15 protein-coding genes and 1 pseudogene are annotated in these 12,379 nt (G+C 33.8%); 5 read left to right on the forward strand and 11 right to left on the reverse strand.

Annotated elements, in window-relative coordinates; genetic code table 11:
- The first annotated feature begins 320 nt into the window (after positions 1-320).
- The 4 genes from EUBIFOR_RS04305 (at position 321) to EUBIFOR_RS04320 (ending at position 3,950) form a co-directional block, all read left to right on the forward strand.
- Complete coding sequence (locus EUBIFOR_RS04305) at positions 321-548, forward strand: hypothetical protein (protein ID WP_003864726.1); 228 nt, start codon at positions 321-323, stop codon at positions 546-548.
- Complete coding sequence (locus EUBIFOR_RS04310) at positions 541-1,569, forward strand: AAA family ATPase (RefSeq protein ID WP_003864727.1); 1,029 nt, start codon at positions 541-543, stop codon at positions 1,567-1,569. The genes EUBIFOR_RS04305 and EUBIFOR_RS04310 overlap by 8 nt, the downstream gene beginning before the upstream one ends.
- Positions 1,570-1,683: 114 nt before the next feature.
- Positions 1,684-2,805, forward strand: coding sequence for a plasmid recombination protein (locus tag EUBIFOR_RS04315; protein WP_003864728.1), 1,122 nt, complete (start codon positions 1,684-1,686; stop codon positions 2,803-2,805).
- Positions 2,802-3,950: a tyrosine-type recombinase/integrase gene (locus EUBIFOR_RS04320; RefSeq protein ID WP_003864729.1), complete on the forward strand. Its 1,149-nt coding sequence runs from the start codon at positions 2,802-2,804 to the stop codon at positions 3,948-3,950. Before EUBIFOR_RS04315 ends, EUBIFOR_RS04320 begins: the two co-directional genes overlap by 4 nt.
- A gap of 395 nt (positions 3,951-4,345) precedes the next feature.
- On the opposite strand, the gene EUBIFOR_RS04325 is transcribed toward EUBIFOR_RS04320, so the two are convergent.
- Positions 4,346-4,546, reverse strand: coding sequence for a hypothetical protein (locus tag EUBIFOR_RS04325; RefSeq protein WP_003864730.1), 201 nt, complete (start codon positions 4,544-4,546; stop codon positions 4,346-4,348).
- Positions 4,547-4,748: 202 nt separating this feature from the next.
- Between EUBIFOR_RS04325 and EUBIFOR_RS04330 the strand changes: the two genes are divergently transcribed.
- Positions 4,749-5,957 carry an ATP-binding protein gene (locus tag EUBIFOR_RS04330; protein WP_003864731.1) on the forward strand — a complete coding sequence of 403 codons (1,209 nt, stop codon included), beginning with the start codon at positions 4,749-4,751 and terminating at the stop codon, positions 5,955-5,957.
- 261 nt (positions 5,958-6,218) lie between these two features.
- Here EUBIFOR_RS04330 and rpsI read toward each other — a convergent pair whose 3' ends face one another.
- The 10 genes and pseudogenes from rpsI to EUBIFOR_RS04380 form a co-directional block, all read right to left on the reverse strand.
- Positions 6,219-6,620, reverse strand: coding sequence for a 30S ribosomal protein S9 (gene rpsI, locus EUBIFOR_RS04335; RefSeq protein ID WP_003864732.1), 402 nt, complete (start codon positions 6,618-6,620; stop codon positions 6,219-6,221).
- A 13-nt stretch (positions 6,621-6,633) separates the two neighbouring features.
- Positions 6,634-7,071, reverse strand: a complete 438-nt coding sequence (rplM, locus tag EUBIFOR_RS04340) for a 50S ribosomal protein L13 (protein ID WP_003864733.1) — start codon at positions 7,069-7,071, stop codon at positions 6,634-6,636.
- Between the two features lie 117 nt (positions 7,072-7,188).
- A complete protein-coding gene (locus tag EUBIFOR_RS04345) occupies positions 7,189-8,013 on the reverse strand; it encodes a histidinol-phosphatase (RefSeq protein ID WP_003864734.1) in 825 nt (274 codons plus the stop codon).
- Positions 8,000-8,743, reverse strand: coding sequence for a tRNA pseudouridine(38-40) synthase TruA (gene truA / locus EUBIFOR_RS04350; RefSeq protein WP_003864735.1), 744 nt, complete (start codon positions 8,741-8,743; stop codon positions 8,000-8,002). Before truA ends, EUBIFOR_RS04345 begins: the two co-directional genes overlap by 14 nt.
- On the reverse strand, positions 8,740-9,537 hold the full coding sequence (locus EUBIFOR_RS04355; protein WP_003864736.1) for an energy-coupling factor transporter transmembrane component T family protein: 798 nt from the start codon (positions 9,535-9,537) through the stop codon (positions 8,740-8,742). Before EUBIFOR_RS04355 ends, truA begins: the two co-directional genes overlap by 4 nt.
- Positions 9,530-10,390, reverse strand: a complete 861-nt coding sequence (locus EUBIFOR_RS04360; protein ID WP_003864737.1) for an energy-coupling factor transporter ATPase — start codon at positions 10,388-10,390, stop codon at positions 9,530-9,532. The genes EUBIFOR_RS04355 and EUBIFOR_RS04360 overlap by 8 nt, the downstream gene beginning before the upstream one ends.
- Positions 10,375-11,193, reverse strand: a complete 819-nt coding sequence (locus EUBIFOR_RS04365) for an energy-coupling factor transporter ATPase (RefSeq protein WP_040466145.1) — start codon at positions 11,191-11,193, stop codon at positions 10,375-10,377. The genes EUBIFOR_RS04360 and EUBIFOR_RS04365 overlap by 16 nt, the downstream gene beginning before the upstream one ends.
- Positions 11,194-11,221: 28 nt before the next feature.
- Positions 11,222-11,677, reverse strand: coding sequence for a hypothetical protein (locus EUBIFOR_RS04370; protein ID WP_003864739.1), 456 nt, complete (start codon positions 11,675-11,677; stop codon positions 11,222-11,224).
- A 2-nt stretch (positions 11,678-11,679) separates the two neighbouring features.
- A pseudogene (locus tag EUBIFOR_RS04375) lies at positions 11,680-12,255 on the reverse strand (O-methyltransferase); the annotation flags it as partial.
- Between the two features lie 33 nt (positions 12,256-12,288).
- Positions 12,289-12,379: L17 family ribosomal protein (locus tag EUBIFOR_RS04380; RefSeq protein WP_040466146.1), on the reverse strand; the 91-nt coding region annotated here is incomplete at its 5' end.

The following is a 12,379-nucleotide window of genomic DNA, read 5'->3' on the forward strand; positions in this document are numbered from 1 at the left end:
CTCTGTCCCTATTACATTATATTAAAAATAGTAAGTATTTTCAATTTTTTGAGTTGCATTTACTTTCTATAGGTAGTATATTGTTGATGTAGCAAGTATATGCATTTGCGTAGCAATAATTTGCTTGCTACACATTGACAATCTTTAAAGGAGGAAAATTTATTATGTATGTTGAACATTAAAAAAGATCCATTAGATAAAGTTTGGTCACCGCATCTAATGAATCTACTCAAATGAAGAACTGTTTTTATAATGTCTTCACGTAAGCATTATAGCAAACATTTCTTTTTCCAACAAAATAAAAAAGGAGGAAAATTTGTATGGAAAACACAAAACTATATATTGAAACGCCTGTTTTTACAGGTAGAAATGTTCCTATTAATGAATTAGCAAAAGCCATTGGGAAAGATGCCCAATACATTCGAATCGGTCTTCAACAAGGTGTTTTAAATTTTGGCTATGCTATGAAAAAAGACAATTCAAGCGAATACAACTACTATTGTCCAGATAAGAAAGTATGGGAAGAAACAGGGTATTTCAATGGATAATAATATTGAACTTATCACCGGAAATGAGATCAGACATAAAACATATTTTGAAAACAACTATATTGTAGATTCTCTTATCAAAGGAAATAAGGTTAGTATTTTAACTGGTGGAAGTAAAACTGGTAAATCCACATTAGCATTACAACTCGCAAATTCAGTTTCTAAAGGCATTCCATTTCTTAATAACAATACGATCCAATGTGATGTTCTCTATATTTGTTTAGATAACGATGAAGATTTGATTGCAGAAAGATTGAAACTGATGAATCTTGAAATGGATGATTCTGTAGTTTTTTGTTTCAATAAAAACATAGTTTTAGAAGATACTTCTTCAAATCAAGATGATATATTATTACTCGAAGTTGTTACGGAAACATTAATTTCTCATCCATTTCTTAGACTAGTTATTATTGATCTATTCGATAATATTCGCAATCTAACTATTAAAACAGAAGCAAATAATGTTAAAGATACAGAAGATATGGAATATTTAAAAGGAATTGCTGATGGTTTAAAAATTCATATTTTACTACTTAACCATGATACGAAAAACGGAACTCAAAATGGTTATTGTTCATCCAAAGGAGGTGTAAAACTTGTGGGATCATGCAATGGCACTTATCTACATTTAATTCGAAGTGGTATTGGACAAACAAGTGCTACGCTTGAAGTTGGTGGAAGGAATATTAAAGAAGAAATCCTACAATTACATTTAGATACATCAACCCTTACGTATTCATTAAGCGAAGAAAATATTAATGATGATATGCCATATGAAATAGGTATAATTCGAAACTATATCATTAAAAACAATGGATATTCAGGCACTATCTCCAATCTTTTACAACTCACTAAATTAACAATTGCAGCAAATAGAGCATCGCGATTATTAAATACACACAAGGACTTACTAGCTTCAGAAGGAATTACTTTTTCAATTGATCCTAGCCGTTCGAATGGAAGAATCTATACTTTTCAAGTTGAACAAAAGGACGATAAGGACGATACTTTATGCATATAGTTATTTATCGTCCTACCGTCCTAGGATTTAATAAAACCTTTGTTACTTTGTCGAAAGTAACGCAAATGCACTTTTGTCATAAACAAAAGATGCCTTGCGCTCTACGAGGTTCATATGGAACAAAGCATTAGCTTTAAAATTGGCAAAGGAAGCATCGCTCACAATGCAAGAGATTTTACTGCAAGTAATGTCGACAGCAATCGAAGCCAATATAATATTGAATATGTTAATAAAGATCTAAAACAAACTTATCATAAATTATTTGATGATGCCGTCACAAAATACAACGCTAGACAAACTCGTAGTGATCGTACCATTCCAAATTATTATGAAAAAATAAGAATGGGTAAACAAGAAAAATTATTCCATGAAGTTATTGTTCAAGTTGGAAATATGGACACAATGAATTGTCTTGGAAAAAATGGTGAACTAGGAAAAGTAATTCTCGATGAGTATATGAAAGGTTTTCAAGAACGTAATCCGAATCTCTATGTATTCTCTGCTCATCTTCATATGGATGAACAGACACCTCATCTTCATATTGACTTTATTCCTTTTACTACAGGAAGTAAAAGAGGACTCGAAACTCGTGTTTCATTGAAACAAGCCTTAAAATCTCAAGGATTTAATGGAGGGAGTCGATCAGAAACAGAGTGGAACCAATGGGTGAATGCTGAAAAAATGGAAGTTGCCAAAATCATGAATAAGTATGAAGTTAAATGGGTCAACCTTGATACACATAATAAACCACTTGATGTTCTTAACTTTAAAAAAGAAAAAAGAAAAGAAGAAATTTCAAAATTGGATCATGAAATATTAACATTGAAAAAGCAATATAATTCGCTACAAAATATGACCCCCTATCTAAATGATGCGTTTAACGCTTTAAACAATGAAGAATTATGGTTGTTACCAGAACCAAATAAGCTCACACTTGCTTCAACATATCATAAAAATATTGTTCAGCCAAAATTTTCCAAATTAAGAGCATTTATACAACCGTTGATCAACCAAGTATTTGATATTGTAAAAGAATTAATAAATCTGAAAACTCAACTGATCTTTTTAAAAAGCGAAAATACTGAATTAAAAAATTCAATAGATGAATTATCTTATGAAAATCGAGAATTAAAAAGAGATATGAACAAGCTCAAAAAATTCTTTGGTAAAGATACAATTGAAAATGCTCTTACTTTTAAGATTGTCAAATCCAAAAGAAAGGAAATTCATAAATGAGAAAAAGAAATAAACATATGCGATTGCCTAGTGGTTATGGGTCAATTGTAAAAATGAGTAACGCAAACAGAAGACGAAGACCTTATATTGTTCGCATAACAACAGGTTATGATACAGATAAACAAACAGGCAAGACTAAACAAGTGATTGGCATTATTGGTTATGCTAAAACTCGCGAAGAAGGACTTCAAATGCTAGCGAAATATCATGAGAAGCCATACGATTTAAATCAAGGAAATCCCTCTTTTCGAGAAGTCTTTGAAGATTGGTTTGATGAAAAGTTCAAAGACAATATGGAAGCCAAAAAAATAAATAGTTACCGAGCCGCATATAATACGTGCACACGAATCTTCGAATACCCATTTAGAGATATTAGAACCAGTGATCTTCAAAATATTATTGATAATTGTGGTAAAAACTACCCTACTCTAAGAAATATTAAAATCTTATTTAACCAAATGTACGCATATGCGATCAAGAACAATCTTTGCAGCACAGACTACGCAAAATTTGTAGATATAGCCAAATACAAAGATAGAAATCCGAATAGCTATGATCGGCAACCATTTTCAAAAGAACAATTGAATGTATTGTGGTCACAAAAAGAAGATATATACATCCAAATGATTTTAATTCTTTGTTATACAGGTGTACGAGTAAGTGAATTATTGGATTTAAAGAAGCAAAATGTTAATCTTGATGAACATTTTTTCACTATTACTAAATCAAAAACACAAAGTGGAATCCGTAAAGTTCCGATTGGTACTATGATTTATCCATTCTTTAAAGCCTGGTATGAATCGAGTCAATGTGATTATGTATTCCACACGCCCGATCAAAAACATTTTACGTATCGTAACTATTACGACAGCTACTGGAATCCATTTATGGTTCGATTCGAATATGATCAAACACCACATTGTTGCAGACACACATGTGTATCTCTACTTGCAACTGCACAGGTATCACAAACATATCAAAAACTAATAGTTGGTCACAAAGGTGCTATGTCTATCACGGAAAGCGTGTATACTCATATTGAAATGTCAGAACTTATTAAAGCAATTGATTCTGTTTATTATCCAGAAGAAATAATTAAAGAAGTAAAAAAATCAAAGAAAAGAAGTGAACACTGTGAGAGATAAGAATTATATTTATAAGCAGAAGAATCCTTTAATAGTCCATGTCATGAAGGAAGTTCATATTCTTGGATTATACGCATAATAGTGTATAATGCAAATAAAAGTAGAAATACCAAATCAGTATGGCTCCTACCGCCATAAGCGTAGGGCGTTAAAGTGTGGAAGGATATGAGTCCTTCCTTTTATTTTTCCTACGGGAAAGAGGCCAGCAATGCCGGTGTTAATACACACCGAACCGTACTCTGCAATTTTCCTTTCCACTTGCTTGTTGAGTGCAGTTATCCAAAGCCTCTTTTAACACAGAATTTCATTCTGTGGCTACACGTTTTGCGAACGCTTTTTAACCAGAACCAGCTTACCGCTGGCTGTGGTCTTTTTCTTTTAATTTAACTTGATTATTAGTTTTCATATTCAAATAATTTGGCAATCAACACTTTGAGTTCACCCAAAGCAGCTGGAGTTCCAACAATGACTCCCAAACATTCATTTCCAGTACGATAAACAACAACCTGTATAGGAGTGGCGTTCGATTGACAACGATGGTCAACTAATGACTTTGGTAACCAGTGACACAAAAGAAATAAACGAATTATAGTCATTGGAAAACAAATTCGTTTGCTTCTTTAGAATCATTGACATAGTTATAATAGCTAAAAGCATACTATTCACTTTCAAAAATTTAAAAATTTTTATTTTTTGAAAGTGGCATATTGCATACAAAGATTATAATCGGATATAATACAAGTAAGGATGACTTTCAAAAGTTTAAAAAAATTCATTTTTTGAAAGTGAGGCAACACTATGAAAACCATTGAAAGAACTGAATACCTAAATCGAATAAAGAATCTGAAGGATACGCCTGATATAAAAGTTATTACCGGTATCAGAAGATCGGGTAAGTCAATACTGATGCAGGAGTATATCCAGTATCTGAAAGACAACTTTAATGATATCAACGTTATCTTTATTGACTTTATGGATCTTTCATTTGAACACCTGAAAGAGTATCATGCGCTTCATGCCTATGTTGAAAAACGATATGTGGAAGGAAAATCGAATTATCTTTTCATTGATGAAGTGCAGATGTGTCCAAATTTTGAACTGGCTGTAAATAGCCTATATTCAAAAAGAAAATATGATATCTATATCACCGGTTCCAACGCTTTTTTGTTAAGTGCAGATTTAGCCACTCTATTTACCGGGCGTTATATTGAAATTCATGTCTATCCATTCAGTTTCAAAGAATATTGTAATTACTACGACAACAACCACGACATAGAAAAGCTATTTGAAGATTACACCATCAAAGGTGGATTAGCTGGGTCCTATGCCTACAACACCGAAAAAGACAGGAAGGATTATATCAAGGAAGTCTATGAAACAATTGTTACAAGAGACCTTGTACAGAAGTATTCCCTGCCAGATACTCAGGTATTACAGCGCTTAAGTGAATTTCTTATGGACAATATATCAAACCTGACCTCACCAAGCAGAATCAGCAATATGCTATCCGAAAAGAACATATCAACCAATCATGTCACCATTGGAAAATATATCAAGTACCTGTGCAACGCCTTTGTTTTCTATGATATCAAGCGCTACGATATCCGTGGCAAGAAATATCTTGAAAGCACAGAAAAGTTCTATTTAAGTGATATTGGCATACGTTATGCTGTTCTTGGTACAAGAAACATGGATTATGGCAGAGTGTATGAAAACATGGTCTGTCTTGAATTATTACGTAGTGGCTATGATGTCTATGTTGGAAAGCTTTATCAGAAAGAAATCGATTTTGTTGCCCAAAGAGGTAGTGAAAAAATCTATATTCAGGTAAGTGATAATATCACTGAAGAGGAAACATTCAAAAGAGAATATGCGCCTCTTTTACAGATCAAGGATGCATATCCAAAGATTATCATCGCCAAAACCGGTCATCCAAAGTATTCATATGAAGGAATTGAAATCTTTGATATCAGGGATTGGTTGCTAAATAAAAAACAAGCTATATAATCAAAAAATTAGTAAGATTAAAAATATTAAACGCATCAGCATCTGCTGGTGCTTTTCTTGTAAAATTACATTTTGTGCGTGCTTTTCGATAACTGAGGAGTTAATTTTGCTACTTATAAGCGTGCTGTATGCGTGCTTAAAAAGACTTTTCAACACTATTCAGAACAATTCACAGATATAGAAAAAACCACCCAAAGCCCATATATAAAGGGCTTGAGTGGTTTTGAATCTCCTTGCAGAGTAGTCAAAAGTATGTTCTGACTAACGTTTAGAGAATTGTGGAGCACGACGAGCTGCTTTAAGACCGTATTTTTTACGTTCTTTAGCACGAGGGTCACGAGTAACGAATCCTGCAGCTTTTAATACTGGACGGTAGTCTTCACTAGCTTCCATTAAAGCACGAGTAATTCCGTGACGCATAGCACCAGATTGACCAGTGTATCCTCCACCTTGTACGTTGATAATCACATCAAATTGATCAGCTGTGTTAGTGATTTCTAATGGTGATTTAACAACCATACGTAAAGTTTCCAATGGAAGGTATTCTTCCAAAGTTTTTCCGTTGACTACGATATTACCTGTACCTGGACGTAAAAAGACACGAGCAACAGATTTTTTACGACGTCCAACGCCATGATATTGAACAGTGTTAGATTTTTTCATATTCTATTCCTCCTTATCCTCTTACCTTCAATTCAACAGGTTTTTGAGCAGCATGTGGGTGTTCGCTACCTGCGTATACGAATACGTGTCCACGTTGTACATCACCTAATTTAGTGTGAGGTAACATACCTTTGATTGCTCTTTCAACCCATTCAACAGGGTATTTCTCTTTCATTTCTTTAGCTGTACGCACACGCATACCTCCAAAGTATCCAGAATGGTTGTAATACTTTTCAGTATTCAACTTGTTTCCAGTCATTTCGACCTTGTCAGCATTGATCACAATTACATAATCACCACAGTCAACATTTGGTGTGTATGTAGGTTTGTGTTTACCTTTTAATACATGAGCACAAGTTGAAGCCAAACGTCCTAAAGTTTGTCCGTTTCCATCAACTACATACCATGTACGTGTTACATCGGCAGGTTTTGCCATAGTAGTTTGACGCATATCTAATTTCCTCCTTGATTTGAGCGTTTACCGGGGCTCAAAAGGCCAGAGTTTAGCCACCTAATATGATATGCAATATCCATATAAAAGTCAATGAAAAAAAGAAAAAGTTTAGCTTTATTTTTGCCAAACTTTAATCTTTTCTGCTTTTATTTTTTTATAATCAATTGAAGGTACATCATCAATGATTTCTACATCAAATTTAGATAGTTTTTCTAAAGCCAAATTATATAATTTTTGATCCAAATCACCTACTCTATGTGCATCCATACCTAGAATTGCCTTCACATTATATTGAGCAGCGATTTGCCAAAACTTAGTGTGTGGATACTCCTCATACCCCATACGCATATTGTGTTGCATACCCAATACGTTAAATTCTAATGGAACATTATAATCTTGACTGATCTTACAAATACGGTGAAATCCCTCTTCAATTTCAGGTGTGATAAAACCACCTGTATCTCTTAAAATCAATTCAGGATGAGCTAAGTATGCATACATACCTGTTTTCATACCTTCGACACAAGTATCGAAATATCCTTTAATATATTCTCCTTTAGCCCCACCTAAATAAATATGATCCTCATCTGTACCATAATAATGATTGCCAAAAATCAAATAATCAATTCCATTTTCAATACAGAAATCCAACAACCAATCCATATACTTAGGAAAGTATTCTGCCTCTAAGCCAAAACGAATTTCAATCTGCTTCTTATATCGATCTTTCAAATATAAAACACTATCTTTATAATTCGCAAATTCATCCAGTTTCATACGCATATGTGCCACAAAATCGGAATCATATTTCCAACATGTATGATCTGAAATACCTAATACTTCAAAGCCATTTTGAATGGCAGCACGAACCATTTCCTCATCCTCACCATACGCATGATGACAACGTGAAGTATGTGTATGAAAATTAGTTTGTCTCATTATATTTTACCTCCACTAAATATAAACCACAGCTAGACGCATTATAACGACATGCCGACTTATCTTTTGCATCTAACATTCTTTGGACATCATCAACACCTATCTTATGTTGACCAACCGCAATTAAAGTACCCGTCATCATTCGAACTTGATACCTTAAAAAACCTGTACCCTCAAAGATAAAATGCACATCCATACCCTCTTCAATAATTTCAATATTTGAAATCGTTTTGACTCTAGGCTTTCTCGGATCGATTTTACTTGAGGCAAAACTCGTAAAATCATGAGATCCCAAGAATACTTTTGATGCATTTTTCATCGCCTCAATATCCAATTTTTTAGTTAATAAATTACGATACTTATAATTAAAAGGATTCTTTATATCGTACGAACAATAATAATCATAACGTTTGCCTACAGCACTAAAACGTGCATGAAAATCATCGGGCATTTCTTCCGTTTTTAAAATACGAATATCTTTGGGAAGCAATGCATTTAATGCTCTTTCATATTGAATAGCCGGAATATTTTTATTTGTTTCAAAATGAAAAACTTGACCAAACGCATGAACACCAGCATCCGTTCTTCCACTCGCAACAACATCCACATTCTCTTTTGTGATCTTATACAAAGCTTCTTCAATCACTTGTTGAATGCCTAAGGCATTCTCTTGTTTTTGCCAGCCTGCATAATTAAAACCATCATAGCTGACAAGTGCTTTTACAATCATAATACCCAAATACCAATACAAGCACAAAGAACGACAACACTTAAAATCATTGAAGCATAATCGATAGTCTGCATCTTTAACACTTTGTAACGTGTTCTTTTTCTAGAAGGATCATACCCTCTAGCTTCCATCGCATTCGCAAGTTGATCTGCACGATCAAATGCAGAAACAAATAGTGGAACAATCAACGATAAAATAGCCATAATTTTTTCTTTGATACTCCCATTTTCTAAATCCACACCACGACTAGCCTGCGCATTCATAATACGCTGTGTTTCTTCAATTAGTGTTGGAATAAAACGCAACGCGATACTGATCATCATCGCAATAATGTGAGCTGGTACACCAATTTTTTCAAAAGGCTTCAACAATTTTTCAATTCCCAAAGTCAAATCCAAAGGCTTTGTTGTTGCTGTTAATACAGTTGTGATAATAACCATCAACATTAAACGTACGACAATATACAAAGTTTGATTTACGGCATCGCTATAAATTGTAAATCCCTTAATCGAAAACAAAGGTGTTCCTGTTTTAATAACCAATAGGTTAATAACCAACAAGAAAGCCATCATCCATAACATTGGTTTCATTGTTCTTAAGGCATATTTAATATTTAATTTTGATAAATACAAACTCAATAAAATGAAAATACCTATAATCACATATCCAAGGACTCCTGCAGGAATAAATATCGCAACCATTAAAAACAACATGATCATAATCTTAGATCGAGGATCCATCTTATGAACCACAGAATCTAATGGTATATATTGTCCTAACGCAACATTATTCATGTTTCTTCACCTGCTTTTCTATTGAATCCACAAGTGAATTCATATCCATAATATCTGGATCCATCTCAAATCCATTTTCTTCTAATTGCATTTTTAAACGCACAATACTAGGTGGATTGATACCAATCTCATGTAAATATTCAGGATGCTTAAAAAATTCCTTCACATCCGCTTCCTGCGTTACTTCACCATGACTCAACACAATCACATGATCACAATAGTTCATGACATGCTCCATATCATGTGTAACTAAAAGAACCGTTTTTCCTTCTTTTTTATTTAGATTCATAAACAAAGTCATCATTTCCTGAGCACCTTGAGGATCAAGCCCTGCTGTTGGCTCATCTAAAACTAAGACTTTTGGATTTAATACTAAAATCCCCGCAATCGCAACACGACGTTTTTGTCCTCCACTCAAATCAAAAGGAGAACGATCCAAATAACTTTCATCCAAACCTACAACAGGCAATATTTTCTTTACGAGTTGGGAAGCATCTTCTTCACTTGTTCCAAAGTTTTTTGGTCCAAACGCAATATCCTTACCAATCGTTTCTTCAAACAATTGATATTCAGGAAACTGGAATACAAGCCCAACTTCCTTTCTTAATTGTTTAACATCCTTAATTTTCAACAAAGGCTGAATATGGAAACCACAAATATCCAAAGTACCCGCTGTTGGAATCAACAAACCATTTAAATGCTGAACTAAAGTAGATTTACCAGAACCAGTCTGCCCAATAATAGCTGTAACTTTTCCTTCTGGAATTGAAAGATCGATACCCTTTAATGCAGCATGTGAAAAAGGTGTATTTTCATTATATGTGTGTTCTAACTTCTTTATTTCAATCGACATAACTTTCCAACCACCTCATCTAAACGACATACATTTTCTTTGAAGATTTTACGCTTCTTTAATTCCTTCGAAATCTTTAACGCAAAAGGAATATCCAACTGCATTCTAGCCAATTTATCTTCTTGTTTAAAAATTTCCATTGGCGTTCCCTGCAGCGCAATCTCACCATTTTCTAACACTATGACATTTTCAGATTGAGCTACCTCTTCCATATCATGGGTAATGGATAAAATTGTGATATTCTTTTCTTCATGTAACTTGCGAATCTGCGCATTGATACTCGCCTTACCTTGAGGATCTAACATGCTTGTTGATTCATCAAAAATAATGATATCAGGTTCAATGGCCAAAATACCTGCAATCGCAACACGTTGTTTTTGTCCACCAGATAATTTAGTTGGCTCTGCACTTAAAAAATCCGTCATTCCAACACGACTTGCGACATCTTCAATAATACCTTGCATCTTTTCTTGTTCTACACAATGATTTTCTAAACCAAAGGCAATATCATCTGCCACTGTAGAACCAATAAATTGATTATCCGGATTTTGGAATACTATTCCAACATGACTTCTCAATTCATAAACACTTTCTTCATTGAGTTCTTTACCTAAAATCTGAATTTTTCCCTTTTTCGCCTCCAACAAACCAATGATTAGTTTTGCCATTGTACTCTTACCAGAACCATTATGTCCGATAATCGTTGTATAGCTTCCTTTTGGGATTGAAAAAGAAACATCTTTTAATATATCATTTTTCCCATCATAGGAAAAAGTTAAATGTGAAACTTCAATTGCTTCCATCACATATCCTCCACCATAAACGGAACTATTATACCATATTAAAATGAAATCCTTTATATTCAGCACTCGCATTTGTGCAAGCATTTACAAGTGTATCGGATAAGATTTTTAAATCACTCTCATTTACACCGTCATGATAAATTACATCTACAATTTTATCTTCATCATCATAAGAAGAAGTTAAGCCGTTCTTTGCAATTTCTGTCTGGAATTGTTTTGCGCTATCCTTTGAATCAAAACTATAGGTTAATGTTACTGGAAGAATATCTTCTTGTGCTTCTTTAAATCCCATGATATCTGCTTCCATATGTTTTAATGGACTTTCATTTGATTCAATCTCTTTTTCGATAGGTTCATCAATGTCTGGACATAAGAATTCATCTAATTCTTCCTGTCTTTGTTTGTCACGACGCATTTTACCTGCAACTGCACAAGCTCCAACTGTAATGGTTGCAGCACCTAATAAAAACTTAAAAAGCTTCATAGTTATTTCCTCCTTGTTACGGCAACTCCATCTCCATAATCATAAAATGCGGTTTCATAATCTGAAAGATTTGCCAAATACGTATGATAATCATGGATCTTACGAACTAATTGGCGTGTATTACGATTTTGAGTCAATTCCGGATGTTGTACAAGCCCATGAAAATTCATATTATCTGATACAATTATACCATTCTCATTCAAATGCATACAATATTTCTCAAAAAAACGTTGATATTGTGCCTTAGCTGCATCTATAAAAATGCAGTCAAACATACCATCCACATTCACTTCAAGAGCATCGCCCTCGATCAATGTGATTTGATCAGATAATCCACTTTCTTCAATATTCTTTTTAGCCTGAACAATCATTTCCGAATTTCTTTCAATTGTGACAACTCTCATTCTAGGATCTAACTTAGCAACTTCAATCGATGTACGAGCAATCGCAGTCCCTAACTCTAAAAATGATAAACATTGATTTTCTTGAAGTTTTTCCAATAAAAAGGAAAGTCCATCATCCATCATGATAGGCACTTGATGTTCTTTTGCGTATTGTTCTAAATCACTCATATTTTTAAGCTCCTTAAAAGAAAAGTGAAGTAGTAACTACTACTTCACGAATTGTACAATAGCCATTGGGGCTGCATCTCCACGACGGATACGTGTTTTAACCACACGAGTGTATCCACCATTACGATTG

Origin of the sequence: Holdemanella biformis DSM 3989 (assembly GCF_000156655.1) — a bacterium.
Classification (GTDB): Bacteria; Bacillota_I; Bacilli_A; order Erysipelotrichales; family Erysipelotrichaceae; genus Holdemanella; species Holdemanella biformis.

Excerpts from the sequence above, each read along its gene's own strand:
- EUBIFOR_RS04360 (WP_003864737.1), bottom strand. The coding sequence starts at position 10,390 with ATGTCGATTGAAATAAAGAAGTTAGAACACACATATAATGAAAATACA.
- EUBIFOR_RS04305 (WP_003864726.1), top strand. The coding sequence starts at position 321 with ATGGAAAACACAAAACTATATATTGAAACGCCTGTTTTTACAGGTAGA.
- EUBIFOR_RS04370 (WP_003864739.1), bottom strand. The coding sequence starts at position 11,677 with ATGAAGCTTTTTAAGTTTTTATTAGGTGCTGCAACCATTACAGTTGGA.
- EUBIFOR_RS04355 (WP_003864736.1), bottom strand. The coding sequence starts at position 9,537 with ATGAATAATGTTGCGTTAGGACAATATATACCATTAGATTCTGTGGTT.
- EUBIFOR_RS04310 (WP_003864727.1), top strand. The coding sequence starts at position 541 with ATGGATAATAATATTGAACTTATCACCGGAAATGAGATCAGACATAAA.
- rpsI (WP_003864732.1), bottom strand. The coding sequence starts at position 6,620 with ATGAAAAAATCTAACACTGTTCAATATCATGGCGTTGGACGTCGTAAA.
- EUBIFOR_RS04330 (WP_003864731.1), top strand. The coding sequence starts at position 4,749 with ATGAAAACCATTGAAAGAACTGAATACCTAAATCGAATAAAGAATCTG.
- truA (WP_003864735.1), bottom strand. The coding sequence starts at position 8,743 with ATGATTGTAAAAGCACTTGTCAGCTATGATGGTTTTAATTATGCAGGC.
- rplM (WP_003864733.1), bottom strand. The coding sequence starts at position 7,071 with ATGCGTCAAACTACTATGGCAAAACCTGCCGATGTAACACGTACATGG.
- EUBIFOR_RS04325 (WP_003864730.1), bottom strand. The coding sequence starts at position 4,546 with ATGACTATAATTCGTTTATTTCTTTTGTGTCACTGGTTACCAAAGTCA.
- EUBIFOR_RS04320 (WP_003864729.1), top strand. The coding sequence starts at position 2,802 with ATGAGAAAAAGAAATAAACATATGCGATTGCCTAGTGGTTATGGGTCA.
- EUBIFOR_RS04365 (WP_040466145.1), bottom strand. The coding sequence starts at position 11,193 with ATGGAAGCAATTGAAGTTTCACATTTAACTTTTTCCTATGATGGGAAA.
- EUBIFOR_RS04315 (WP_003864728.1), top strand. The coding sequence starts at position 1,684 with ATGGAACAAAGCATTAGCTTTAAAATTGGCAAAGGAAGCATCGCTCAC.
- EUBIFOR_RS04345 (WP_003864734.1), bottom strand. The coding sequence starts at position 8,013 with ATGAGACAAACTAATTTTCATACACATACTTCACGTTGTCATCATGCG.